This window comes from Streptomyces sp. NBC_00158, assembly GCF_045160885.1.
GTDB lineage: Bacteria > Actinomycetota > Actinomycetes > Streptomycetales > Streptomycetaceae > Streptomyces.
Window position 1 is genome coordinate 3,011,936 of record NZ_CP108161.1, and the last position, 23,505, is coordinate 3,035,440.

Sequence of the window (23,505 nt, forward strand, 5' to 3'; positions counted from 1 at the left end):
ACGCCCCTTACAGCTTCATCAGGCTGGCGTCGTCGACCGAGGCCGAGTGGCGGGTACGGAACAGCGACACGATGATCGCGAGGCCCACCACGACCTCCGCGGCAGCGACGACCATCGTGAAGAACGCGATGATCTGGCCGTCGAGGTTGCCGTGCATCCGGGAGAAGGTCACGAAGGCGAGGTTGCAGGCGTTGAGCATCAGCTCGACGCACATGAACAGCACGATCGCGTTCTTCCGGATGAGCACGCCGGCCGCGCCGATGGTGAACAGCAGGGCGGCCAGGTACAGGTAGTTGACCGGATTCACTTCGATGCCTCCTCTCGGCCGAGGCGCTCCGCGGAGGCCTGCTCCAGCGCCTTGAGGTCGTCCAGGGCCTGGCCGGACACGTCGCGGATCTGGCCGCGGGCGCGCAGCGTCTTGTTGACGGTCAGCTCGGACGGGGTGCCGTCCGGGAGCAGGCCTGCGACGTCCACGGCGTTGTGCCGGGCGTAGACGCCGGGGGCCGGCAGCGGCGGGAGCTGCACGCCCTCGCGTACGCGCTTCTCGGCGAGCTCGCGCTGCGTGGCGGCCCGCTCGGTGCGCTCGCGGTGGGTGAGCACCATCGCGCCGACGGCCGCCGTGATCAGCAGGGCGCCGGTGATCTCGAAGGCGAAGATGTAACGGGTGAAGATCAGTTCGGCGAGGCCCTCGACGTGCCCGGCGGAGTTGACCTTGCCGAGTCCGTTGAAGTGGGTGAGGCCCGCGTTGCCGATGCCGGCGATCAGCAGGATGCCGAAGCCGAGCCCGCACAGGGCGGCCAGCCAGCGCTGCCCCTTGATGGTCTCCTTCAGGGAGTCCGCGGCGGTGACGCCGACGAGCATGACCACGAAGAGGAACAGCATCATGATGGCGCCGGTGTAGACGACGACCTGGACCACGCCCAGGAAGTAGGCCCCGTTGGCGAGGTAGAAGACCGCCAGGATGATCATCGTCCCGGCGAGGCACAGGGCACTGTGCACGGCCTTCTTCATCAGGATCGTGCACAGCGCGCCGACGACGGCGATCGTGCCGAGCACCCAGAACTGCACGGCCTCGCCGGTGGAGGTGGCGGTGGCGGCCGCGGCGATGGCGCTCATGCCCCGACCTCCTCGGCCTGGCCGGCCCCGGCCCCCGCCGTGTCCCCCTCGGGCGTCTCGCCCTTGGAGACCGCCACCTGCCGGACCGTGCCCGGGGCGGCGCCCGTCACCAGACCCCGGTAGTAGTCCTGCTCGTCGGTGCCCGGGAAGACCGAGTGCGGGGCCTCGACCATGCCCTCGGTCAGCCCGGCGAGGAGCTGCTCCTTGGTGTAGATCAGGGACTCGCGGCTGGCGTCGGCCAGTTCGAACTCGTTCGTCATCGTCAGCGCGCGCGTCGGGCACGCCTCGATGCACAGCCCGCACAGGATGCAGCGGGCGTAGTTGATCTGGTAGACCCGCCCGTACCGCTCGCCCGGGGAGTAGCGCTCCTCCTCGGTGTTGTCCGCGCCCTCCACGTAGATCGCGTCGGCGGGGCAGGCCCAGGCGCACAGTTCGCACCCGATGCACTTCTCCAGACCGTCGGGGTGGCGGTTGAGCTGGTGCCGCCCGTGGAAGCGCGGAGCGGTGGTCTTCTGCTGCTCCGGGTACTGCTCGGTGAGCCGCTTCTTGAACATGGCCTTGAAGGTCACGCCGAAGCCGGCCACCGGGTTCTGCCACTTCTCGCTCTGGTCCGCGTCAGACATTGTCAGCACCCTCCTCTCGGTCACTGTCAGTATTCGCCCCGCCACTGACAATCAGCTCCCGCTCGCCGCGGGGACGTCGGCGCGGTACGGGTGCCAGGTGCTGGCCGGGCTTGGGCGGTACGGGGAAGCCGCCCGCCATCGGGTCGAAGGGCTCGGCCGCGGCGGCCTTCCCGGCCTCGGCCGCGGCCGTCTTCTCCCGCCGGTCCCTGAAGTGGTCGGCGACGGAGGAGATCAGCAGGATCGCGATGACCGCGCCGCCGACGTACAGGACGATCTCGCTGAAGTCGTAGCGCTCGTTGCGCAGCGCCCGGACGGTGGCGACCAGCATCAGCCAGACCACGGAGACCGGGATCAGCACCTTCCAGCCGAGCTTCATCAGCTGGTCGTAGCGCACGCGCGGGAGGGTGCCGCGTAGCCAGATGAAGAAGAACAGCAGCAGCTGCACCTTGAGGACGAACCAGAGCATCGGCCACCAGCCGTGGTTCGCGCCCTCCCAGTACGTGGAGATCGGCGCCGGGGCCCGCCAGCCGCCCAGGAACAGGGTGACCGAGACCGCGGAGACGGTGACCATGTTGACGTACTCGGCCAGCATGAACAGCGCGAACTTGATGGAGGAGTACTCGGTGTTGAAGCCGCCGACGAGGTCGCCCTCGGACTCCGGCATGTCGAAGGGGGCCCGGTTCGTCTCGCCGACCATGGTGACGACGTAGATGATGAAGGACACCGGCAGCAGCACGATGTACCAGCGGTCCGCCTGCGCCTCCACGATCGCCGAGGTCGACATCGACCCGGAGTAGAGGAACACCGAAGCGAACGCGGCGCCCATCGCGATCTCGTACGAGATCATCTGCGCGCAGGAGCGCAGACCGCCGAGCAGCGGGTACGTGGAGCCCGAGGACCAGCCGGCGAGGACGATGCCGTAGATGCCGACCGAGGCGACCGCGAGGACGTACAGCATCGCGATCGGCAGGTCGGTCAGCTGCATCGTGGTGCGCTGCCCGAAGATGGACACCTCGTTGCCCGATGGGCCGAACGGGATCACCGCGATGGCCATGAACGCCGGGATCGCCGCGATGATCGGCGCCAGGACGTAGACGACCTTGTCGGCGCGCTTGACGACGAGGTCTTCCTTCAGCATCAGCTTCACGCCGTCGGCGAGCGACTGGAGCATGCCCCAGGGGCCGTGCCGGTTGGGGCCGATGCGCAGCTGCATCCAGGCGACGACCTTGCGCTCCCACACGATGGAGAAGAGCACGGTCACCATCAGGAAGGCGAAGCAGAACACCGCCTTGAGGAGGACCAGCCACCAGACGTCCCTGCCGAACAGGGACAGGTCCTCGGCGGCCAGGAGGTGCTGCGGCTGGGCCGCGAGCTGGGCGAGGTGGGTCACGGTCGTACCTCCGCTCCGGCCGCGGCGGCGGTCCCGGCCGGGCCGATCCGTACGAGGGTTCCGGGGCGGGCCCCGGTGTCGGCGAGGACGCCGGAGCCGGTGGAGTTCAGCGGCAGCCACACCACCCGGAAGGGCATCTCGGTGATCCGGAGCGGGAGTTCCACCACACCCGCCGGGCCGGTGACGGCGAGCACGTCGCCGTCCTTGACGCCGGTCTCGGCGGCGGTGTCGGCCGAGAGGCGGGCGCAGGCCTCGTGCCGGGTCCCGGCGAGGGCGTCGTCGCCCTCCTGGAGCCGGCCGAGGTCCAGCAGCAGCCGGTGTCCGGCGAGGACCGCCTCGCCGGTGCCGGGCCGGGGCAGCGGCTCGGGGGCGGTGGACCGCTCGGGCGCGAGCTCCCCCTCCCACGGGCCGAGCCGCTCCAGCTCCCGGCGTACGGCGTGCACGTCGGGCAGTGCGAGGGGCCGGTCGGCGGCGTCGGCCAGCATGTGCAGCACGCGGGCGTCGGCGGGGGCCAGGCGGCGGGTCATCTGGTCGGGCTTGAGGGCCGCCTCGAACGGGCGGACCCGGCCCTCCCAGTTGATGAACGTGCCGGCCTTCTCCACGACGGCGGCGACCGGCAGCACCACGTCCGCGTGATCGGTGACCTCGCCGGGGCGCAGCTCCAGGGAGACCACGAAGGCCTCCTTCAGCGCGGTGCGGGCACGCTCCGGGTCGGGCAGGTCGGCGACCTCGACGCCCGCGACCAGCAGGGCCGACAGCTCCCGGGTGGCGGCGGCCTCGACGATCTGCCCGGTGTCGCGGCCGTAGCGGTGCGGGAGTTCCTCCAGCCCCCAGGCGGCGGCGACCTCCTGGCGGGCCCGCGGGTCGCCGGCCGGGCGGCCGCCGGGCAGCAGGGACGGCAGCGCGCCCGCCTCGACGGCGCCCCGCTCCCCGGCCCGGCGCGGGATCCACACCAGTCGGGCGCCGGTGGCGGTGGCGGTGCGCACGGCGGCGGTCAGCGCGCCGGGCACGCCGGCGAGGCGCTCCCCGACGACGATGACGGCGCCGGACTGCCGGAGGGCCTCGGCTGCCTCGGAGCCGCCCGCCTCCAGCCCGGTGCGGGTGGCGAGGGCGTCGAGCCACTCCGGCTCGGTGCCCGGGGCGGCGGCGAGCAGGGTGCCGCCGGCCTTGGTGAGGCCGCGGGTGGCGAAGGGGGCGAGGGCGAAGGTCCGCTGCTTGTGCTTGCGGTGGGCCTTGCGCAGCCGCAGGAAGACCCCGGGGGCCTCCTCCTCGGCCTCGATGCCGACGAGGAGCACCGCGGGGGCCGCCTCCAGGGAGGCGTACGTGACGCCCGTGCCGTCGAGGTCCTTGCCGGTGCCGGCGACGGCGGCCGCCAGGAACTCGGTCTCCTCCGCGCTGTGCACCCGGGCCCGGAAGTCGATGTCGTTGGTGTCGAGCACCACGCGGGCGAACTTGGCGTAGGCGTACGCGTCCTCGACGGTCAGCCGGCCGCCCGTCAGGACGCCCGCCCGGCCGCGCGCGGCCGTGAGCCCGGCGGCCGCGGCCTCCAGCGCCTCGGGCCAGCTCGCCGGGGCGAGCACCCCGTCGGTGCCGCGCACCAGCGGGGTGGTCAGCCGGTCGGGGCGCTGCGCGTACCGGAACGCGAAGCGGCCCTTGTCGCAGACCCACTCCTCGTTGACCTCGGGGTCCTCGGCGGCGAGGCGGCGCAGGACCTTGCCGCGCCGGTGGTCGGTCCGGGTCGCGCAGCCGCCCGCGCAGTGCTCGCACACGCTCGGGGAGGAGACGAGGTCGAAGGGGCGGGAGCGGAACCGGTAGGCGGCCGAGGTGAGGGCGCCGACGGGGCAGATCTGGATGGTGTTGCCGGAGAAGTACGACTGGAACGGGTCGCCCTCGCCGGTGCCCACCTGCTGGAGCGCGCCGCGCTCGACGAGTTCGATCATCGGGTCGCCGGCGACCTGGTTGGAGAAGCGGGTGCAGCGCGCGCACAGCACGCACCGCTCGCGGTCCAGGAGCACCTGCGTGGAGATCGGGACCGGCTTCTCGTAGGTCCGCTTCTTCCCCTCGAACCGGGATTCGGCGTTGCCGTGGGACATGGCCTGGTTCTGCAGGGGGCACTCGCCGCCCTTGTCGCAGACGGGGCAGTCCAGGGGGTGGTTGATGAGCAGCAGCTCCATCACCCCGCGCTGGGCCTTGTCGGCGACCTGCGAGGTCAGCTGGGTCTTGACGACCATGCCGTCGGTGCAGGTGATGGTGCAGGAGGCCATCGGCTTGCGCTGGCCCTCGACCTCGACGATGCACTGCCGGCAGGCGCCGGCCGGGTCGAGGAGGGGGTGGTCGCAGAACCGGGGGATCTCGATGCCGAGCTGTTCGGCCGCCCGGATGACGAGCGTGCCCTTGGGCACGGAGAGCTCGATCCCGTCGATGGTCAGCGAAACGGTGTTCTCCGGCGGAGGGGCCGGCTCTCCGGCGGAGGGGCCGGCGGACGTGGTGACGGTCATGCGGCCACCTCCTGGTGAGTCGTGGGGGCTGGGGTCGCAGCGGCGGGGCCGCTGCCGCGTGCCTGGGTCATCGCGCCGCCTCCGGCTGGGCGTCGGCCCAGAGCGTGGACCTTCGAGGATCGAAAGGGCAGCCCTTGCCGGTGACGTGCTGCTCGTACTCCTCGCGGAAGTACTTCAGCGAGGAGAAGATCGGGCTGGCCGCGCCGTCGCCGAGCGCGCAGAAGGACTTGCCGTTGATGTTGTCGGCGATGTCGTTCAGCTTGTCGAGGTCGGACATGACGCCCTTGCCGGCCTCGATGTCGCGCAGCAGTTGGACGAGCCAGTACGTGCCCTCGCGGCAGGGGGTGCACTTGCCGCAGGACTCGTGGGCGTAGAACTCGGTCCAGCGGGTGACGGCTCGGACCACGCAGGTGGTCTCGTCGAAGCACTGGAGCGCCTTGGTGCCGAGCATGGAGCCGGCGGCGCCGACGCCCTCGTAGTCGAGGGGGACGTCGAGGTGCTCGTCCGTGAACATGGGGGTGGAGGAGCCGCCGGGGGTCCAGAACTTCAGCCGGTGCCCGGGGCGCATCCCGCCGCTCATGTCGAGGAGCTGGCGCAGGGTGATGCCGAGGGGGGCCTCGTACTGGCCGGGGCCGGAGACGTGCCCGGACAGCGAGTAGAGGGTGAAGCCGGGGGACTTCTCCGTCCCCATCGCCTTGAACCAGTCCTTGCCCTTGTTCAGGATCGCGGGAACCGAGGCGATGGACTCGACGTTGTTGACGACAGTGGGGCACGCGTAGAGCCCCTCGACGGCGGGGAAGGGGGGACGGAGCCGGGGCTGACCGCGTCGGCCTTCGAGGGAGTCGAGCAGTGCCGTCTCCTCGCCGCAGATGTACGCGCCCGCGCCCGCGTGCACCGTGATGTCGAGGTTGCGGCCGGTGCCGTCGATGTCCTTGCCGAGGTATCCGGCGGCGTAGGCCTCCCGCACGGCCTCGTGCAGCCGCCGCAGCACGGGGACCGTCTCGCCGCGCAGGTAGATGAAGGCGTGCTCCGACCGGATCGCGTAACAGGCGATGATCATTCCCTCGACGAGGGAGTGCGGATTCGCGAAGAGGAGGGGGATGTCCTTGCAGGTACCCGGCTCCGACTCGTCCGCGTTCACGACGAGGTAGTGCGGCTTTCCGTCGCCCTGCGGGATGAACTGCCACTTCATTCCGGTGGGGAAGCCCGCGCCGCCGCGTCCGCGCAGACCGGAGTCCTTGACGTACGCGATCACCTCGTCCGGGGTCATCGCGAGGGCCTTGCGCAGGCCCTCGTAGCCCTCGTGGCGCCGGTAGGTCTCCAGCGTCCAGGACTCGGGTTCGTCCCAGAACGCCGACAGGACGGGCGAGAGCAGCTTCTCCGGACTCGTCCCTCCCCCAGCCTCCGGCTGGGAGGTGCCCCCATGACTTTCCTTGGATGACACGGTCATCCCTCCCCTCCTTCGGTACGCGCCTCTCCGCGCGGGTGCACGATCGGTGCGTGCGCGGACTCGCCGCGTGCGATGCGCAGGCCGATCAGGGAGGCGGGGCCCGCTCCGCCGCTCGCCTCGACCGCGCCCTCGCGCTCGTCGGGGAAGCCCGCCAGGATCCGGGCGGTCTCCTTGTACGTGCACAGCGGCGCGCCCCGGGTCGGCTCGACCGGGCGGCCCGCGAGCAGGTCGTCGACGAGCGCCTTGGCGGACTCGGGGGTCTGGTTGTCGAAGAACTCCCAGTTGACCATCACCACGGGCGCGTAGTCGCAGGCCGCGTTGCACTCGATGTGTTCCAGCGTCACCTTGCCGTCGGCGGTGGTCTCGTTGTTGCCGACGCCCAGGTGCTGCTTGAGCTCGTCGAAGATGGCGTCGCCGCCCATCACCGCGCACAGGGTGTTGGTGCACACGCCGACCTGGTAGTCCCCGGAGGGCTTGCGGCGGTACATCGTGTAGAAGGTGGCGACGGCGGTGACCTCGGCCGTGGTCAGGCCCAGCGTCTCGGCGCAGAAGCGGATGCCGGTGCGGGAGACGTAGCCGTCCTCGGACTGCGTCAGGTGCAGCAGCGGCAGCAGCGCGGAGCGGCTGTCGGGGTAGCGGGCGATGACGTCGGCGGCGTCGGCCGCCAGCCGCTCGCGCACCTCCGCCGGGTAGTCGGGGGCGGGCAGCTGGGGCATGCCCAGCGAAATCTCGGTCATCGGTCGACGCCTCCCATCACGGGGTCGATGGAGGCGACGGCCACGATGACGTCGGCGACCTGGCCGCCCTCGCACATCGCGGCCATGGCCTGGAGGTTGGTGAAGGACGGGTCGCGGAAGTGGACCCGGTAGGGGCGGGTGCCGCCGTCGGAGACGACGTGCACGCCGAGTTCTCCCTTGGGGGACTCGACGGCCGCGTAGGCCTGTCCGGCGGGGACCCGGAAGCCCTCGGTCACCAGCTTGAAGTGGTGGATGAGGGCCTCCATGGAGGTGCCCATGATGTTCTTGATGTGGTCGAGGGAGTTGCCGAGGCCGTCCGGGCCCATGGCGAGCTGCGCCGGCCAGGCGATCTTCTTGTCGGCGACCATGACCGGGCCCGGCTCCAGCCGGTCCAGGCACTGCTCGACGATCCGCAGCGACTGGCGCATCTCCTCCAGGCGGATCAGGAACCGCCCGTAGGAGTCGCAGCTCTCGGTGGTGGGGACGTCGAACTCGTAGTCCTCGTAGCCGCAGTACGGGTCGGTCTTGCGCAGGTCGTGCGGCAGGCCGGCCGAGCGCAGGATCGGGCCGGTGGCGCCGAGGGCCATGCAGCCGGTGAGGTCGAGGTAGCCGACGTCCTGCATGCGGGCCTTGAAGATGGGGTTGCCGGTGGCGAGCTTGTCGTACTCCGGCAGGTTCTTCTTCATCGTCTTGACGAACTCGCGCAGCTGGTCGACCGCGCCGGGGGGCAGGTCCTGGGCGAGGCCGCCGGGGCGGATGAAGGCGTGGTTCATGCGCAGGCCGGTGATCAGCTCGAAGACGTCGAGGATCAGCTCGCGGTCCCGGAACCCGTAGATCATGATCGTGGTCGCGCCGAGCTCCATGCCGCCGGTGGCGATGCACACCAGGTGCGAGGAGAGCCGGTTGAGCTCCATCAGCAGGACGCGGATGACGGTGGCGCGGTCCGGGACCTGGTCGGTGATGCCGAGGAGCTTCTCGACGCCGAGGCAGTACGCCGTCTCGTTGAAGAACGGCGTCAGGTAGTCCATGCGCGTCACGAAGGTGGTGCCCTGCGTCCAGTTCCGGAATTCGAGGTTCTTCTCGATGCCGGTGTGCAGGTAGCCGATGCCGCAGCGGGCCTCGGTGACGGTCTCGCCGTCGATCTCCAGGATCAGCCGGAGCACTCCGTGGGTGGAGGGGTGCTGCGGGCCCATGTTGACGACGATGCGCTCGTCGTCCGCCTTGGCCGCCGACCGGACGACCTCGTCCCAGTCGCCGCCGGTGACCGTGTAGACGGTGCCCTCGGTCGTCTCGCGGGAGGACGCGTGGTTTGACGTTGACATCAGCTGTACGACCTCCGCTGGTCGGGAGCCGGGATCTGGGCGCCCTTGTACTCGACGGCGATGCCGCCGAGCGGGTAGTCCTTGCGCTGGGGGAAGCCCTGCCAGTCGTCCGGCATCATGATCCGGGTGAGGGCCGGGTGGCCGTCGAAGACCAGGCCGAAGAAGTCGTAGGCCTCGCGCTCGTGCCAGTCGTTCGTCGGGTAGACGCTGACGAGCGAGGGCAGGTGCGGGTCGCCGTCCGGGACGGACACCTCCAGCCGCAGGATCCGGCCGTGGGTGAGCGAGCGCAGGTGGTAGACGGCGTGCAGCTCGCGGCCCTTGTCGCCGGGGAAGTGGACCCCCGACACCCCGGTGCACAGCTCGAAGCGCAGCGCCGGGTCGTCGCGCAGGGTGGCGGCGACGCGGACGAGGTGCTCGCGCGCGATGTGGAGGGTCAGTTCCCCGCGGTCGACGACGGTCTTCTCGATCGCGTTCTGCGGGAGCAGGTCCTGCTCCTCCAGGGCGCCCTCCAGCTCGTCGACGACCTCGTCGAAGTACGAACCGTAGGGGCGGCTGCTCGCGCCGGGCAGGACCACGGTGCGCACGAGGCCGCCGTAGCCGCTGGTGTCGCCGCCGTTCCCGCTGCCGAACATGCCCTTGCGGACGCCGATCACCTCGGGTCCGGAGCCGGCCCGGGGAGCGGGGACGTTGTTGCCGTTCTCGACGGCCGGGTCGTCGCTCAACGGAGGAGCCCCTTCATCTCGATGGTGGGGAGGGCCTTGAGGGCCGCCTCCTCCGCCTCGCGCGCCGCCTCTTCCCGGTTCACGCCGAGCTTCGAGCCCTGGATCTTCTGGTGGAGCTTGAGGATCGCGTCCATCAGCATCTCGGGGCGGGGCGGGCAGCCGGGCAGGTAGATGTCCACCGGGACGATGTGGTCGACGCCCTGGACGATCGCGTAGTTGTTGAACATCCCGCCCGAAGAGGCGCACACGCCCATGGAGATGACCCACTTGGGGGCGGGCATCTGGTCGTAGACCTGGCGCAGCACCGGCGCCATCTTCTGGCTGACGCGTCCCGCCACGATCATCAGGTCGGCCTGGCGCGGGGAGCCGCGGAAGACCTCCATGCCGAAGCGGGCCAGGTCGTAGCGGCCGGCACCGGTGGTCATCATCTCGATGGCGCAGCAGGCGAGGCCGAAGGTGGCCGGGAAGACGGATGACTTGCGCACCCAGCCCGCGGCCTGTTCGACGGTGGTGAGCAGAAATCCGCTCGGCAGCTTCTCTTCCAGTCCCATGGGAAATTCAGCCCCTCAGTCCCATTCCAGGCCGCCGCGGCGCCACACGTATGCGTAGGCGACGAAGACGGTGAGCACGAAGAGCAGCATCTCGACGAGCCCGAAGATCCCCAGGGAGTCGAAGGTGACCGCCCAGGGGTAGAGGAAGACGATCTCGATGTCGAAGACGATGAAGAGCATCGCCGTCAGGTAGTACTTGATGGGGAAGCGACCGCCGCCGGCGGGCATCGGGGTGGGCTCGATGCCGCACTCGTAGGCTTCGAGCTTCGCCCGGTTGTACCGTTTTGGGCCGATCAGCGTGGCCATGACCACGGAGAAGATCGCAAACCCTGCGCCGATGGCGCCGAGCACGAGGATGGGTGCGTACGCATTCACGCTCCTCGCTCCTTCCAGTCGTCCTTGACCGTTGGACCGCTGCGCCGGCACCGAGTGCCCCGCCCCCTCGAAGGGCCGCCCCTTCGAACAGGGACCGATCGCATGTGAGGCAGTTCACAAGCCGGACTGGTGCGCATCTTATGCCTGCCGGTCTGTGATCTGCGACACGGGTAACAACACCGAGTTTGTGATCTCCACCACCTGACGAACGATCATGAAGCCCGATGAGTGGTGATCTTCGCACTCAAGGCATCCACATGATCACCAAAGGTGACATCCGGGCCCGTAGGTGCAGGTGAAAGGGGTGGTGCCCTATCAAATGATGGGCAGTGCAGGCAAATTGGCGGCTCCGCCGCCCAAGTGATAAGGGAACGCGGGTCCCTCGCCCGGGGGACTCCGTACGTACGGGAGTGGACAGGGTGGCCGGAAGTCACCGCCGGTCGGATCCGGGGAGGGATCCTGTGCATCCGTTCACGAACCGCGCGGCAAGTTCACGGTCGGATCACGGACGGGCCACGACCACCTCACGGCGGCAGGTAACTGTGACCTGCGTCACGTCGGAAGGGGCCCGCGAAAAGGGGGCTTGGCCAACTGTGCGGGTCGATGGTAGGCCGTGGATCAATTCGGACTTATTGCTGAAACCCCATGATCACAGGCTTGTGAAAGCGTGTCCGTTACGTCCGTTACGGCGTCAATAAGGAGCGCGACGCGCCCGGTTCGCGGCCTCGGCGGGCAACTGTGGCGCAGACCACGTTTCTTGAAGGGAACCCGGCTCCACTGATAGCGGTTGTCCCATGTCCCACACCGCTCACATACCCAGCCACCGGAAGCCCCGCCGCAGCGCCTCGAAGCTCGCGGTCCGCGCCGGAGTTGCCGGTGGCGTCCTCAGCACCCTGGCCATGGCCGGAACCGCGAGCGCGTCCCCGTCCGAGCCCGTGGCCGAGACGACGCTCGAGATGCCGGTCCTCAACCTGGACCTCGGCACCGAGGTCTCCAACGCCGTCAACACGGCCGCGGAGAACACCCGCGTCGCCGCCGTCGAAGCCGCCGTCACCGGCGAGCTGAACGCCCAGGAGGAGAGCGCCCGCACGGGTGCCGCCGCCGAGGCGAAGCAGGCGAAGGAAGACGCCACCAAGGCCGCCGAGCTCAAGGCGAAGCAGGAGGCCGACCGCAAGGCCGAGGCCGAGCGCGCGGGCCGCGACAGCGACCGCACCGAGCTCACCAACGCCTCCGCGTCCGCGGGCGGCGGCTCCTCCGCCGTCACCGGCTCCGGCAGCGGCTCCACCGCCTCGAAGCCGGCCACCGGCTCGGCCGCCGCCATCATCGCCTTCGCCCGCGCCCAGATCGGCAAGCCGTACGTCCTCGGCTCCACCGGTCCCACCGCGTACGACTGCTCCGGCCTCGTCCAGGCCGCGTACCGCCAGGCCGGCATCAAGCTGGACCGCGTCTCCCAGGACCAGTCCATGGCCGGCCGCTCGGTCTCGCTGAACGCCCTCCAGCCCGGCGACATCGTCTACTGGGGTGCCAAGGGCAGCGCGTACCACGTCGCCATCTACTCGGGCAACGGCAAGTTCATCGGTGCGCAGAACCCCAGCACCGGCATCGTCGAGCGCAGCCTGAGCTACGACATGCCGACCGGCGCCGTCCGCGTCCTCTGACGCACGGCCGCACGATCGCCCGCAAGGTCCGGTACTCCCCCGCTCGGGGGTGGAGTACCGGACCTTCGGCATGCTGAGAAGATGGCGGGTGTCCGTCGCCCGGCAGTTCGAGCAGACCCTGGAGGTGGTCCCGTGAGCAGACCGTCCTACGAGGACCACGGCTACGGGGGCCACGGCTACGAGGACCCCCGCGCCGCCGACCCCACCGCGGTCCCGGCCGCCCTCGGGCTGGGCCTCCTGTCGGTCGGCGGCTGGCTGCTGACCACCACCCGCCCGTGGCACAAACCGGGCAACCCGCTGACCCTGGGCCTCGGCTGGACCGTCTCCGGCGCACTGCTGCTGTCCGGGCTCGTCCTGCTGGCCCGCTGCGTCCGCACCGTCCACGGCGCCCCCGAGGCCGCCGAAGGGGCCGAGGGGGCCCTGCGGGGGCCCGGGAACGGCTGAGCCGCTCCCGGACGTCCGGGAGCGGCTCAGGGGTCCGCTCAGGCCTTCGGGGCCTCAGGCCTTCGGGGCCACCTTCGACAGGCCGTTGATGATGCGGTCCATCGCGTCGCCGCCCGTCGGGTCGGTCAGGTTCGCCAGCATCTTCAGCGTGAAGCGCATCAGCACCGGGTGCGTCAGGCCGCGCTGCGTGGCGATCTTCATGACCTTCGGGTTGCCGATCAGCTTCACGAAGGCGCGGCCGAGGGAGTAGTAGCCGCCGTAGGTCTCCTTGAGCACCTTCGGGTAGCTGTGCAGGGTCAGTTCGCGCAGGGCCGGGGTGGCGCGGGAGTGCGCCTGCACGATGACGTCGGCCGCGATCTGCCCCGACTCCATCGCGTAGGCGATGCCCTCGCCGTTGAACGGGTTGACGAGCCCGCCCGCGTCACCGACCAGCAGCAGGCCCTTGGTGTAGTGCGGCTGCCGGTTGAAGGCCATCGGCAGCGCCGCGCCGCGGATCGGCTGCGTCATGTTCTCCGGGGTGTAGCCCCAGTCCTCCGGCATGGACGCGCACCAGGCCTTCAGCACCTCGCGCCAGTCCAGCTCCTTGAAGGCGGAGGAGGAGTTGAGGATGCCGAGGCCGACGTTGGACGTGCCGTCGCCCATGCCGAAGATCCAGCCGTAGCCGGGCAGCAGCCGGTCCTGCGGGCCGCGCCGGTCCCACAGCTCCAGCCAGGACTCCAGGTAGTCGTCGTCGTGCCTCGGGGAGGTGAAGTAGGTGCGCACCGCCACGCCCATCGGGCGGTCCTCGCGCCGGTGCAGGCCCATCGCCAGGGACAGGCGCGAGGAGTTGCCGTCGGCGGCGACCACGAGCGGGGCGTGGAAGGTGACCGGGGTCTTGTCCTCGCCGAGCTTGGCCTGCACGCCGGTGATGTGCCCGGTGCGGGGGTCGCGGACCGGCTCGCCGACGTTGCAGCGCTCGTACAGGCGGGCGCCGGCCTTCTGCGCCTGGCGGGCGAGGGTCTCGTCGAAGTCGTCGCGCTTGCGGACGAGTCCGTAGTCCGGGTAGGAGGCGAGTTCCGGCCAGTCCAGCTGGAGGCGCTGGCCGCCGCCGATGATGCGCAGGCCCTTGTTGCGGAGCCAGCCGGCCTCTTCGGAGATGTCGATGCCCATGGAGACCAGCTGCTTGGTGGCGCGCGGGGTCAGACCGTCACCGCAGACCTTCTCCCGCGGGAACGCCGTCTTCTCCAGGAGCAGGACGTCGAGCCCCGCCTTGGCGAGGTAGTAGGCGGTCGTGGAACCGGCGGGCCCGGCCCCGACGACGATCACGTCCGCGGAGTGTTCGGTGAGGGGCTCGGTCACTGCGGGGTCTCCTGAAGGCTCGGTGGAAAGTGCCCAGCGGCACAGGACATGACGCAGTCTATGCAGGCGCGTGGCCCTCGCTGGGGTTCGGGTGCCGGGGCGCTGACGCGCGGAACCCGGGCGCGAGGCGGTACCGCTGCGGGGCGGCGCAGGTACCCGGGGCCGGGGCGCGGGTGCGGGTGCCCGGGTGCGGGTACGGGTGCGGGTGCGGGTGCCCGGGTGCGGGTGCCCGGGTGCGGGTACGGGTGCGGGGTGCGGGGTGCCGCTGCGCGGGGCGAGGTCCCCTACCCGCCCTTCGCCCGTTCCCCGGGGCTGCGCCCCGGACCCCCTGGGGGCTCCGCCCCCAGCCCCCCGCGCCTCAAACGCCGGCGGGGCTGGATTTTGCCGCTGCGCGGCAATACCCAGCCCGCGCGGCGTTTGAGCGCACCGGGCGCGGAGCGTCCGGTATCGGGGTCAGGGGCGGAGCCCCTGGGAATGGGCGAAGGGCGGGTAGGGGACCTCGCCCCGCGCAGCGGCCAACCACCCGCACCCGACCAACCGGCACCAGCCACGCAAACCGGCCCCGCCCCGGGCCCGACGGCCGGAGGCTGTCGCAGCGGCGCGAAGCCGGGGAGGCCCGCCAGGGCCGAGCCGCGCGAGCGGCGCGTTAAAAAATGCTCAGGCCCGTCAGCGTCGTGAAGCGGTCGAGGGCCGCCACGCCCGCCACCGAGTTGCCCTGGGTGTCGAGGCCCGGGCTCCAGACCGCGAGGGTGCAGCGGCCCGGGACGACCGCGACGATGCCGCCGCCCACGCCGCTCTTGCCCGGCAGGCCCACGCGGTACGCGAACTCCCCCGCGGCGTCGTACGTCCCGCACGTCAGCATCACCGCGTTGATCTGCTTCGCCTCGCTGCGCGTCAACAGCCGCGAGCCGTCCGCGCGCAGGCCGTGCCGGGCCAGGAAGCGGCCGGCCAGGGCGAGGTCCGCGCAGCTCATCTCGATCGAGCACTGCCAGAAGTAGTGCTCCAGCAGCGCCGGCACCGGGTTGTCGATGTTGCCGTACGAGGCCATGAAGTGGGCCACCGCCGCGTTGCGGTCGCCGTGTTCCTGCTCGGACGCCGCCACGTCCGGGTCGAAGCCGAGGTCCGGGTTGCCGCTCTCCTGCCGGAGGAAGTCCAGGAGTTCGCTGCTCGCGTCGCCCGTCAGGGTCAGCAGCCGGTCGGTGACGACCAGCGCGCCCGCGTTGATGAAAGGATTCCGCGGGATGCCGTTCTCGTACTCCAGCTGCACCAGCGAGTTGAACGGGTTGCCCGACGGCTCCCGGCCCACCCGCTCCCAGAGGCTGTCCCCGCCCTCCGCGAGGGCCAGCGCCAGGGCGAAGACCTTCGTGACGGACTGGGCGGAGAACGGGACGCGCCAGTCGCCGACCCCGAAGACGTTGCCGTCGAGGTCGGCGACCGCCATGCCGAACCGCCGCGGGTCGACCTTCGCCAGCGCCGGGATGTACTCGGCGGGCGTGCCGCTCCCCACCAGCGGGGAGACGTCGGCCGCGATCCGCTCCAGCAGCCCCTGGTAGTCCATGGACATGCAGGGTTACGCCTTGACCCCGCGGTGCAGCGCCACGATGCCGCCGCTCAGGTTCCGCCAGGCCACCTTCGACCAGCCGGCCTTCTGCAGCAGGGCCGCCAGCGCCGGCTGGTCGGGCCACTCTCGGATGGACTCGGCCAGGTACACGTACGCGTCCGGGTTGGAGGACACCGCGCGGGCCACCGGCGGCAGGGCGCGCATCAGGTACTCGGTGTAGACCGTCCGGAAGGGGGCCCAGGTGGGCTGCGAGAACTCGCTGATCACGACCTGGCCGCCGGGCTTGGTCACCCGGTACATCTCGCGCAGCGCGCCGTCCGTGTCCTGGACGTTGCGCAGCCCGAAGGAGATCGTCACGGTGTCGAACGTGTCGTCCTTGAAGGGGAGCTTCGTCGCGTCGCCCGCCGTCAGCGGCAGCCACGCGTGGCGCTTCTTGCCCTCGCGGAGCATGCCGAGGGAGAAGTCGCAGGGGACGACGTAGGCGCCGGTCGCCGCGTACGGGAGGGACGAGGTCGCGGTGCCCGCGGCCAGGTCGAGCACCTTGTGCCCCGGGCGGGCGGCGACGGCCTTGGCGGCCGCCTTGCGCCACAGGCGCGCCTGGCCGAGGGACAGGACGTCGTTGGTGAGGTCGTAGTTCGCGGCCACTCCGTCGAACATGGAGGCGACTTCGTGCGGCTGCTTGTCCAGGGAAGCCCTTGTCACTGGCGTTGGCCCCTCGGTGCTCGGTGTTCCTGCGGCGGACGGGTGGTGCGACCCGGCGGTGCACGGGTAGTACGCCGTCATCCTCTCAGGCCCGCGGGCCGCCGACCTCCCCGCCCCGGCCCCGCCGCGATTCCGGCGGAACCGGACCGGATCCGTACCGGAAGCGGGCAGACTGGCCGGACATTCCTAGCAAAGGGACTGCGGATGCCGGCAGGGCGATCAGCGGGCGCGGGGCGGCGCGGACGGCGGCTGCTGCGCACGGTCGCGTGGTCGGCGGGGCTGGCCGCCCTCTCGGTGGCCGCCTTCCGGACGGGCGGCCACGAGGGCGGGGCCACCGCCGCCCCGGCCGCACCGCCCCCGGCGGCCGCGCGGACCGCCCCGGTGCCGGTGGGGTTCACGGCGTCCTCCACCGCGGGCCGGGCCCGGGGCCAGGGGCACCCGCTGCGCTGGCGGGTGGAGGTGGAGAACGGCAGCGGTGTGGATCCGGACGCCGCCGCCCGGACCGTCGAGGCGATACTCGGGGACCGGCGCGGCTGGATACGCGACCCGGCGTACGGGTTCCGGCTGGCCGGGCTCGGGGAACCGGTGGACTTCACCGTGAAGATCGCCACGCCCGCCACCACCGACCGGCTGTGCGAGGTGGTGACCCCCGAGCTGATCGGCGAGACGAACTGCCGGTCCGGCCACACGGTCGTGGTGAACCTCAAGCGCTGGCAGGAGGGCTCGCCCCAGTTCCGCGGCCCGCTCGCCGAGTACCGGGCGCTGATCGTCAACCACGAGGTGGGCCACGAGCTCGGCCGCGAACACGAGGGCTGCCCGCGCCCCGGCGCGCCCGCCCCGGCGATGATGCAGCAGATCAAGGGCCTGCAGGGGTGCACGTCCAACGCCTGGCCGTACGCCGCCGACGGGACCTACCTGGGCGGCCCGCCGACGCCGTGAGGGACGTCAGCGCCGCCGGTGCAGCAGCCGGCCCGCGATGACCGTGGCCACGCAGGTCGTCGCGCCGCGTTCCAGGAGCTCGGCCTCGTCCGCCACCGCGAAGACCGCGAACCGGGCCGCCGCGCCCGCCTCCAGGACCCCGTGGAAGGCCTGCCCGGCCGAGTCCCGGCCGGTGAGCGGGTCCAGGGCGGGCGCGCCCTCGTACGGGGCGGGCGGCACCACGGTCAGGCCCGAGCGGGTCACCGCCGTGCGGACGGAGGCGATGGTGAAGCGGCCCGCCACCGCCACCACCCCGCGCGCGAGCAGCTTCTGCGTGCCCCGCCGGGCGCTGTTGCCCCAGCGGGACTCGGTCATCTTCAGCGCGTCGAGCGCCTCGGCCCCGCTGATCGGGTCGGCGCCGAGCTCGGTGACCTCGTACGGGTCGTCCGGGTAGTACGTGCGCTCCAGCAGCTCGTCCGCCCCGCGCGCCAGCAGCCCCGGGGTCAGCACCCCGGGCCAGCGGCGGACCCGGGCGTGCGGGGCGCCCGCGGCCAGCTCCTCGTACGGGCCCGTGCCGACGATCCGGTCGCCCTCGACGAGGACCGCGCCGCCCTCCAGCGGTACGGCCCCCGGTCCGGTGACGAGGAGGTCGGCGGTGTGCAGCGTCAGCATCGGGCGTCAGTTCGTGGAGATGAGCTTCAGCTCGGGGTGCGCGGTGCCCCCCTCGATGGCCGTCGAGGAGATGTGCGAGACCACGCGGTCGTCGACCGGGTCGTTCGCCGGGTCCTCGTGCACCACGAGGTGCTCGTACGTGGTCGCGCGCTGCGCGGGGACGCGGCCGGCCTTGCGGATCAGGTCGATGATCTCCTGGCGGTTCGAGCGGTGCTTGGCACCGGCCGAGGAGACCACGTTCTCCTCCAGCATGATCGAACCGAGGTCGTCGGCGCCGTAGTGCAGGGAGAGCTGGCCCGCCTCCTTGCCGACGGTGAGCCAGGAGCCCTGGATGTGGGCGATGTTGTCGAGGAAGAGCCGCGCGATCGCGATCATGCGGAGGTACTCGAAGACGGTCGCCTGGGTGCGGCCCTTGAGGTGGTTGTTCTCGGGCTGGTACGTGTACGGGATGAACGCGCGGAAGCCGCCGGTGCGGTCCTGCGTGTCCCGGATCATCGCGATGTGCTCGATGCGCTCGGCGTTGGTCTCGCCGGTGCCCATCAGCATGGTGGAGGTGGACTCCACGCCCAGCCGGTGGGCGATCTCCATGATCTCCAGCCAGCGCTCGCCGGACTCCTTCAGCGGGGCGATCGCCTTGCGCGGGCGCTCCGGGAGCAGTTCGGCGCCGGCGCCGGCGAAGGAGTCGAGGCCGGCGGCGTGGATCCGCTCGATGGCCTCCTCGGCGGAGACGCCGGAGATGCGGGCCATGTGCTCGACCTCGGACGCGCCGAGGGAGTGGATGACCAGCTGCGGGAAGTCCTTCTTGATCGCCGAGAAGTGGTGCTCGTAGTACTCGACGCCGTAGTCCGGGTGGTGCCCGCCCTGGAACATGATCTGGGTGCCGCCCAGCTCCACGGTCTCCGCGCAGCGGCGCAGGATGTCGTCGAGGTCGCGCGACCAGCCCTTCTTCGTGTCCTTGGGAGCCGCGTAGAAGGCACAGAACTTGCACGCCGTGACGCACACGTTGGTGTAGTTGATGTTGCGCTCGATGATGTACGTCGCGATGTGCTCCGTACCGGCGTACCGGCGGCGGCGCACCGCGTCGGCGGCCTGGCCGAGCGCGTGCAGCGGGGCGTGCCGGTAGAGGTCGAGGGCCTCTTCCTTGGTGATCCGGCCCCCTGCGGCGGCGCGGTCGAGGACGGACTGGAGTGCGGCCAGGTCGGTCACCGGTGGATCACCTTTCGGCGGTGTGTCAAGGGTCCGGACCGATCCAGCCTACGCCAGGGTCCCCGCGCCTCTTCCAGGGCGGGGGTCACGGGCTGCGCGTGAGGTCCCCTTCGGGGTTCCCGGCGCCCTTGTCGCCGGACTGGTAGTGCAGCGAGCCGCCGGTGTTGAGGGTGAAGCGCTCGTTGGCGGAGCCGCCCGCGCAGATGCCCGGGTGCGGGTTGGGCCCGCCCGCCGTGTCCAGGACCAGGGAGCGGTCCGTGGCGGAGGCGAGCTTCCAGTCGCCGCTGCAGTCGGTGCCGAAGACCGGCAGGACCGACTTGTCCCGGCCCACGACCTCGCCGACCTTTCCGGCCTTGATGGTGATCTCGAACTCGGCGGTGGCGCCGAGGTTGGTGGTGACCGTCCCCTTCCAGGTGCCGACGAGCTCCTTGGGCACGTCGCCCCGGGTCCCCTTGGGCGGGGCCGGGGAGGAGGCCGACGGCGACGGCGCGGCGGAGGCCGGCGCGGAGCCGGCCGGGGCCGGGGTGACCTGCTGGTCGTGGCTGCCCGAGGCCGAGTCCCGGGCCTGCCCCTGGCCCGGCAGCAGGTCCAGCGCGTACAGCCCGCCGGTGGTCATCGCCAGCACCGCGGCGGCGGCGCCGAGCACCAGGGTGCAGCTGAAGCGGCGCCCGGCCGCGGTGAGGGTGACCCCGCGCCCGGCGCCCTCGGGGGCGGTGCGCGGCTGCGGCACCCCGGTGCCGCCGGCCTGGCCGCCCGTTTCGGTGGGGGCCCCGTACACCCCGCCGGTGGCGTACCCGCCCGGGGTCCCGTACGAGGGGTCCGGCGTCCCGAACCCGACCCCGGCGGGCCCGCCGAGGGACCCCTGCGTGAACGGCACCGGCCCGGACGCGGGACCGGACGCGGGACCGAACCCGGACCCCGCACCGGCCCCGGAGGAATGGCCGGACCACGCACCGGCCGAGGCGTCGGCCGCCGTGGCAGGTCCGGCGGCGTGGCCCGGCCCGGCCGGCGCCCCGGGGCCGTACCCGGCACCGCCCCCGGAGGAATCGGCGTCCAGGTCCAGCAGGGCCACCGCCGCGCGGCTCGCCTCCTCGACCAGCGGTGCCGGGAGCCAGCCCGGCGCGCCGAGGGCGCCACCCAGGGCCGCCGCGAGGGCCTCGGGCGCCGGGCGGTCGGCGGCCGTCTTGGCCAGGCAGGAGCCGATCAGCTCGCGCAGCTCCCCGGCGGGGACGCCGTCGAGCTCCGGCGGCTCGTGGACCACCTTGTAGAGGAGGGTCGCGGAGTTGTCCCCGCTGAAGGGCGGCCGGCCGGTCGCCGCGAAGGCCATGACCGCACCCAGGGAGAACACGTCCGAGGCGCCCGTGACGCCCTTGCCGAGGATCTGCTCGGGGGACATGTAGCCGGGCGAGCCGATGGAGACGCCGGTGGAGGTCAGCGAGGCGGTGCCGTCCGTGGCCCGGGCGATCCCGAAGTCGATCAGCCGGGGCCCGTCCAGGGTGAGCATCACGTTGGAGGGCTTCACGTCCCGGTGTACGAGGCCCAGCCCGTGCACCGCCACCAGCGCGCGGGCCAGCCCCGCGCCGATCGCCCGTGCGGAGGCCTCGGGCAGCGGCCCGTGCCCGGCCACCGCACGGTCCAGCGAGGGGCCCGCGACGTACCCGGTCGCCACCCACGGCACGGCCGCCTCCGGGTCGGCGTCCAGCACGGGCGCGGTCCACTCCCCGCCCACCCGCCGCGCGGCCTCCACCTCGCGGCGGAACCGGGCGCGGAACTCCGCGTCGGAGGCGAAGTGCGGGTGCACGATCTTGACGGCGACCGTCCGGCCGCCGGCGCTGCGCCCCAGATAGACCCGTCCCATACCGCCCGCGCCGAGCCGGCCGAGCAGCCGGTAGGCGCCGACGGTGCGCGGTTCGCCGGCTTCGAGCGGCTGCATCGCGTCCCCCGTCCCCCGAGATCCGTGTTCGTGTGAACAGACAGCACCTTAGGGGGTGACGGGGGCGCGTTCCCGTCGAATAGCTTCCGCTTCCCCCGCTCCCGTTCGCATTCGTCTTCGAGTGACGTGAATACGAAAGGGGAACGAATTCCCGGCAAACGGAACATTCCCGGGATAGACCTCGGGGAGAAGCGGAAGATCGTTGCGGATTTCGCTATCAGCGATCCGGAGCGGCGGCCTTCAGCAGCTCCACGGTGACGTCCGCGTCGTAGCCGGTGTCCGCTCCGGTCCGGCGTGCGAATTCCCGTACGCCGGCCAGTTGGTCCGGGCCGAAGCGGAAGTCGAGCGTGGTGAAGTAGCGCTGGAGCAGCCCGGCGTCGAAGGCCTCCCAGCGGGCGGCCTGCTCGGCGACCTTGACGACCTCCTCCAGGGAGACGTCCCGGGAGGCGAGGAAGGCCTCGTGGATCTCCCGCACGAGCACCGGCTCGCGCTCCAGGTAGTCCTTGCGGGCGGCCCAGACGGCGAAGACGAACGGCAGTCCGGTCCAGTCCTTCCACATCTGGCCGAGGTCGTGCACGGCCAGCCCGAGCCGGGGCGCGTCGTGCAGCGAGGCGCGCAGCGCGGCGTCGCCGATCAGCACCGCCGCGTCGGCCTCCTGCATCATCAGCCCCAGGTCAGGGGGGCAGGTGTAGTAGTCGGGGCGGACTCCGTACTGCTCGGCGAGCAGCAGCTGGGCCAGGCGCACGGAGGTGCGGGAGGTCGAGCCGAGGGCCACGCGGGCGCCGTCCAGCTGCTCCAGCGGGACCTGCGAGACGATCACGCAGGACATGACGGGGCCGTCGCAGCCGACCGCCAGGTCGGGGAAGGCGACGAGGTCGTCGGCGTTGCGGAGGAACTCCACGAGGGTGATCGGGGCGATGTCCAGGTCCCCCTGGACGAGCCGCTCGCTCAGCTTCTCGGGGGTGTCCTTGGTCAGCTCCATGTCCAGCAGCGTGCCGGTTCGGGCCAGCCCCCAGTAGAGGGGCAGGCAGTTCAGGAACTGGATGTGGCCGACGCGGGGCCGGCTGCGATAGACGTCCACATCGCGAGACTAGCCGCGGTTCTCCGTCAGCGATCGAGCGGGTCTCAAACGTCCGGGTGACGTGATCTTTCCCTCTGGTCTCGGCCCGAGGGTGCGTGCTAGGCTCGACGCAAGTTGCAGTTTGGTTTCCCTTGCAGTACGAGGCCTGCGGAGCATGTAACCCGCAGGCTTTTGTAGTTTTCAGACTTCTTAGCAGGTTCTGGAGCAGGGCGACCCTTTGGCCCATAGGAGGGCTCATGGCTACCGGAACCGTGAAGTGGTTCAACGCTGAAAAGGGCTTCGGCTTCATCGCCCAGGACGGCGGCGGCCCGGATGTCTTCGTCCACTACTCCGCGATCAACGCCTCTGGCTTCCGCTCCCTCGAGGAGAACCAGCAGGTCAACTTCGACGTCACGCAGGGCCCGAAGGGTCCGCAGGCGGAGAACGTCACCCCGGCCTAGTCGCCAGGCCGGCCGGATCGCGGTCGGATAAGCAGTACCCAAGGAGCCCTGCCTCCTCCGTGCGAGCGGAGGGGGCGGGGCTCCTGCCTTTTTCCCGCCGCCCGGGGCGTCCCGCCGTTCGGGGCGCACCACTGGTTCCCCAGAGTGACCGTTCATCACGTTGTGTGTATATCTCCCGGGGCTCGGGGATGGTCGGTCCTGGTACGAGGCCGTCACGGGAAAGGACGCACAGCACATGAGGAAGCTCGCTTGGGCCGCACGAGGTATCTCCGCCGCTACGGGGGCCCTGCTCCTCGGAGCCCTGATGGTCCCGTCAGCGGCGGCCAGCGGCGGTCCGACGCCGGAACCGGAGCACGGCAAGAAGAAGTGCGGGCCGGTCGCCCGGCACGTGGCCTCCGCCGCTCCCGACTTCTCCTTCGCGCTCGGCACGGTCTTCCGCCTGGCGACCGACCGGGACGGTCACGCCTTCCTGAACGACAGCCGTAACCAGGGCGTGTGGATCGACCTGAAGGTGGTCCCGAACGCCCCGAAGTGCGTCGTGGACGTGGCGGTCTCCGTCGAGGAGAACAGCGGCGGCCGGCTCACCCTCAGCCTGCTCAGCAAGAGCGGCGTGATCTACGAGGCCCGCTGCACCACCAGCTCGGTCGCCTTCAGCCCGACCAACCTGCCGGGCACCTGCGGCGTCGGCTTCCAGGCGCTCCAGGCCACTCCGGTCTGATCCGCCCGGACGCCGTGACGGGACACGGCCGGTCACGCAGGGGCGACCGG

Annotated in this window: 23 protein-coding genes; 5 read left to right on the top strand and 18 right to left on the bottom strand. The window is 71.5% G+C overall.

Translation table 11 applies throughout. The features are described 5' to 3' along the window. Nucleotides 1-7 precede the first annotated feature (7 nt). The 11 genes from nuoK to OG553_RS13750 form a co-directional block, all read right to left on the bottom strand. A complete protein-coding gene (gene nuoK / locus OG553_RS13700; RefSeq protein ID WP_007265827.1) occupies nt 8-307 on the bottom strand; it encodes an NADH-quinone oxidoreductase subunit NuoK in 300 nt (99 codons plus the stop codon). Further along, nucleotides 304-1,116: an NADH-quinone oxidoreductase subunit J gene (locus OG553_RS13705; RefSeq protein ID WP_405979243.1), complete on the bottom strand. Its 813-nt coding sequence runs from the start codon at nt 1,114-1,116 to the stop codon at nt 304-306. Before OG553_RS13705 ends, nuoK begins: the two co-directional genes overlap by 4 nt. Then, nucleotides 1,113-1,739, bottom strand: coding sequence for an NADH-quinone oxidoreductase subunit NuoI (gene nuoI / locus OG553_RS13710; protein WP_405979244.1), 627 nt, complete (start codon nt 1,737-1,739; stop codon nt 1,113-1,115). Before nuoI ends, OG553_RS13705 begins: the two co-directional genes overlap by 4 nt. Continuing rightward, nucleotides 1,732-3,129 carry an NADH-quinone oxidoreductase subunit NuoH gene (gene nuoH, locus OG553_RS13715; RefSeq protein WP_405979245.1) on the bottom strand — a complete coding sequence of 466 codons (1,398 nt, stop codon included), beginning with the start codon at nt 3,127-3,129 and terminating at the stop codon, nt 1,732-1,734. Before nuoH ends, nuoI begins: the two co-directional genes overlap by 8 nt. Then, the gene (locus OG553_RS13720) at nt 3,126-5,627 is read right to left on the bottom strand and encodes an NADH-quinone oxidoreductase subunit G (protein WP_405979246.1); all 2,502 of its coding nucleotides are present in this window, start codon (nt 5,625-5,627) and stop codon (nt 3,126-3,128) included. The genes nuoH and OG553_RS13720 overlap by 4 nt, the downstream gene beginning before the upstream one ends. A gap of 67 nt (nt 5,628-5,694) precedes the next feature. Further along, on the bottom strand, nt 5,695-7,077 hold the full coding sequence (gene nuoF, locus OG553_RS13725) for an NADH-quinone oxidoreductase subunit NuoF (RefSeq protein ID WP_405979247.1): 1,383 nt from the start codon (nt 7,075-7,077) through the stop codon (nt 5,695-5,697). Next, nucleotides 7,074-7,814 carry an NADH-quinone oxidoreductase subunit NuoE gene (gene nuoE / locus OG553_RS13730; RefSeq protein WP_405979248.1) on the bottom strand — a complete coding sequence of 247 codons (741 nt, stop codon included), beginning with the start codon at nt 7,812-7,814 and terminating at the stop codon, nt 7,074-7,076. The genes nuoF and nuoE overlap by 4 nt, the downstream gene beginning before the upstream one ends. Beyond that, nucleotides 7,811-9,136 carry an NADH-quinone oxidoreductase subunit D gene (locus OG553_RS13735; protein WP_405979249.1) on the bottom strand — a complete coding sequence of 442 codons (1,326 nt, stop codon included), beginning with the start codon at nt 9,134-9,136 and terminating at the stop codon, nt 7,811-7,813. Before OG553_RS13735 ends, nuoE begins: the two co-directional genes overlap by 4 nt. After that, nucleotides 9,136-9,858: an NADH-quinone oxidoreductase subunit C gene (locus OG553_RS13740; RefSeq protein ID WP_405979250.1), complete on the bottom strand. Its 723-nt coding sequence runs from the start codon at nt 9,856-9,858 to the stop codon at nt 9,136-9,138. Before OG553_RS13740 ends, OG553_RS13735 begins: the two co-directional genes overlap by 1 nt. Further along, nucleotides 9,855-10,409 (bottom strand): NADH-quinone oxidoreductase subunit B family protein, encoded by a 555-nt coding sequence (locus OG553_RS13745; RefSeq protein WP_007265818.1) that lies wholly within the window; start codon nt 10,407-10,409, stop codon nt 9,855-9,857. The genes OG553_RS13740 and OG553_RS13745 overlap by 4 nt, the downstream gene beginning before the upstream one ends. Before the next feature lie 15 nt (nt 10,410-10,424). Then, on the bottom strand, nt 10,425-10,784 hold the full coding sequence (locus OG553_RS13750) for an NADH-quinone oxidoreductase subunit A (RefSeq protein ID WP_045946775.1): 360 nt from the start codon (nt 10,782-10,784) through the stop codon (nt 10,425-10,427). 794 nt (nt 10,785-11,578) lie between these two features. Here OG553_RS13750 and OG553_RS13755 point away from each other — a divergent pair. Next, nucleotides 11,579-12,442 carry a C40 family peptidase gene (locus OG553_RS13755; protein WP_405979251.1) on the top strand — a complete coding sequence of 288 codons (864 nt, stop codon included), beginning with the start codon at nt 11,579-11,581 and terminating at the stop codon, nt 12,440-12,442. 132 nt (nt 12,443-12,574) lie between these two features. After that, entirely contained in the window at nt 12,575-12,886 is a 312-nt protein-coding gene (locus OG553_RS13760) for a hypothetical protein (protein WP_405979252.1), read from the top strand. A gap of 54 nt (nt 12,887-12,940) precedes the next feature. Here OG553_RS13760 and OG553_RS13765 read toward each other — a convergent pair whose 3' ends face one another. From OG553_RS13765 to OG553_RS13775, 3 genes are all read right to left on the bottom strand, one after another. After that, nucleotides 12,941-14,224: a geranylgeranyl reductase family protein gene (locus OG553_RS13765; RefSeq protein WP_405979253.1), complete on the bottom strand. Its 1,284-nt coding sequence runs from the start codon at nt 14,222-14,224 to the stop codon at nt 12,941-12,943. A gap of 646 nt (nt 14,225-14,870) precedes the next feature. Continuing rightward, on the bottom strand, nt 14,871-15,782 hold the full coding sequence (locus OG553_RS13770) for a glutaminase (RefSeq protein ID WP_405983032.1): 912 nt from the start codon (nt 15,780-15,782) through the stop codon (nt 14,871-14,873). A 12-nt stretch (nt 15,783-15,794) separates the two neighbouring features. Beyond that, complete coding sequence (locus OG553_RS13775) at nt 15,795-16,487, bottom strand: demethylmenaquinone methyltransferase (RefSeq protein ID WP_405979254.1); 693 nt, start codon at nt 16,485-16,487, stop codon at nt 15,795-15,797. Nucleotides 16,488-16,691: 204 nt separating this feature from the next. Between OG553_RS13775 and OG553_RS13780 the strand changes: the two genes are divergently transcribed. Further along, a complete protein-coding gene (locus tag OG553_RS13780; protein ID WP_405979255.1) occupies nt 16,692-17,426 on the top strand; it encodes a DUF3152 domain-containing protein in 735 nt (244 codons plus the stop codon). A gap of 6 nt (nt 17,427-17,432) precedes the next feature. On the opposite strand, the gene OG553_RS13785 is transcribed toward OG553_RS13780, so the two are convergent. From OG553_RS13785 to OG553_RS13800, 4 genes are all read right to left on the bottom strand, one after another. Beyond that, nucleotides 17,433-18,077, bottom strand: coding sequence for an imidazolonepropionase-like domain-containing protein (locus OG553_RS13785; protein ID WP_405979256.1), 645 nt, complete (start codon nt 18,075-18,077; stop codon nt 17,433-17,435). A gap of 6 nt (nt 18,078-18,083) precedes the next feature. Continuing rightward, complete coding sequence (mqnC, locus tag OG553_RS13790; RefSeq protein ID WP_405979257.1) at nt 18,084-19,283, bottom strand: cyclic dehypoxanthinyl futalosine synthase; 1,200 nt, start codon at nt 19,281-19,283, stop codon at nt 18,084-18,086. Nucleotides 19,284-19,368: 85 nt separating this feature from the next. Beyond that, nucleotides 19,369-21,216 carry a serine/threonine-protein kinase gene (locus tag OG553_RS13795; RefSeq protein ID WP_405979258.1) on the bottom strand — a complete coding sequence of 616 codons (1,848 nt, stop codon included), beginning with the start codon at nt 21,214-21,216 and terminating at the stop codon, nt 19,369-19,371. A gap of 217 nt (nt 21,217-21,433) precedes the next feature. Continuing rightward, a complete protein-coding gene (locus OG553_RS13800; RefSeq protein ID WP_405979259.1) occupies nt 21,434-22,297 on the bottom strand; it encodes a menaquinone biosynthetic enzyme MqnA/MqnD family protein in 864 nt (287 codons plus the stop codon). A 236-nt stretch (nt 22,298-22,533) separates the two neighbouring features. Here OG553_RS13800 and OG553_RS13805 point away from each other — a divergent pair, with 236 nt between their 5' ends. Together OG553_RS13805 and OG553_RS13810 are read left to right on the top strand one after the other, a co-directional pair. Continuing rightward, nucleotides 22,534-22,737, top strand: coding sequence for a cold-shock protein (locus tag OG553_RS13805; RefSeq protein WP_007265804.1), 204 nt, complete (start codon nt 22,534-22,536; stop codon nt 22,735-22,737). Nucleotides 22,738-22,972: 235 nt separating this feature from the next. Further along, the gene (locus OG553_RS13810) at nt 22,973-23,455 is read left to right on the top strand and encodes a hypothetical protein (RefSeq protein WP_405979260.1); all 483 of its coding nucleotides are present in this window, start codon (nt 22,973-22,975) and stop codon (nt 23,453-23,455) included. The last annotated feature ends 50 nt before the right edge of the window (nt 23,456-23,505 follow it).

What these genes read in the sequence shown, in the direction of transcription:
- OG553_RS13810 (WP_405979260.1), top strand. Translation starts at nt 22,973, where the DNA reads ATGAGGAAGCTCGCTTGGGCCGCACGAGGTATCTCCGCCGCTACGGGG.
- OG553_RS13785 (WP_405979256.1), bottom strand. Translation starts at nt 18,077, where the DNA reads ATGCTGACGCTGCACACCGCCGACCTCCTCGTCACCGGACCGGGGGCC.
- OG553_RS13735 (WP_405979249.1), bottom strand. Translation starts at nt 9,136, where the DNA reads ATGTCAACGTCAAACCACGCGTCCTCCCGCGAGACGACCGAGGGCACC.
- OG553_RS13755 (WP_405979251.1), top strand. Translation starts at nt 11,579, where the DNA reads ATGTCCCACACCGCTCACATACCCAGCCACCGGAAGCCCCGCCGCAGC.
- OG553_RS13705 (WP_405979243.1), bottom strand. Translation starts at nt 1,116, where the DNA reads ATGAGCGCCATCGCCGCGGCCGCCACCGCCACCTCCACCGGCGAGGCC.
- nuoE (WP_405979248.1), bottom strand. Translation starts at nt 7,814, where the DNA reads ATGACCGAGATTTCGCTGGGCATGCCCCAGCTGCCCGCCCCCGACTAC.
- OG553_RS13780 (WP_405979255.1), top strand. Translation starts at nt 16,692, where the DNA reads ATGCCGGCAGGGCGATCAGCGGGCGCGGGGCGGCGCGGACGGCGGCTG.
- nuoI (WP_405979244.1), bottom strand. Translation starts at nt 1,739, where the DNA reads ATGTCTGACGCGGACCAGAGCGAGAAGTGGCAGAACCCGGTGGCCGGC.
- OG553_RS13795 (WP_405979258.1), bottom strand. Translation starts at nt 21,216, where the DNA reads ATGCAGCCGCTCGAAGCCGGCGAACCGCGCACCGTCGGCGCCTACCGG.
- OG553_RS13720 (WP_405979246.1), bottom strand. Translation starts at nt 5,627, where the DNA reads ATGACCGTCACCACGTCCGCCGGCCCCTCCGCCGGAGAGCCGGCCCCT.
- nuoF (WP_405979247.1), bottom strand. Translation starts at nt 7,077, where the DNA reads ATGACCGTGTCATCCAAGGAAAGTCATGGGGGCACCTCCCAGCCGGAG.
- OG553_RS13805 (WP_007265804.1), top strand. Translation starts at nt 22,534, where the DNA reads ATGGCTACCGGAACCGTGAAGTGGTTCAACGCTGAAAAGGGCTTCGGC.
- OG553_RS13745 (WP_007265818.1), bottom strand. Translation starts at nt 10,409, where the DNA reads ATGGGACTGGAAGAGAAGCTGCCGAGCGGATTTCTGCTCACCACCGTC.
- OG553_RS13770 (WP_405983032.1), bottom strand. Translation starts at nt 15,782, where the DNA reads ATGGACTACCAGGGGCTGCTGGAGCGGATCGCGGCCGACGTCTCCCCG.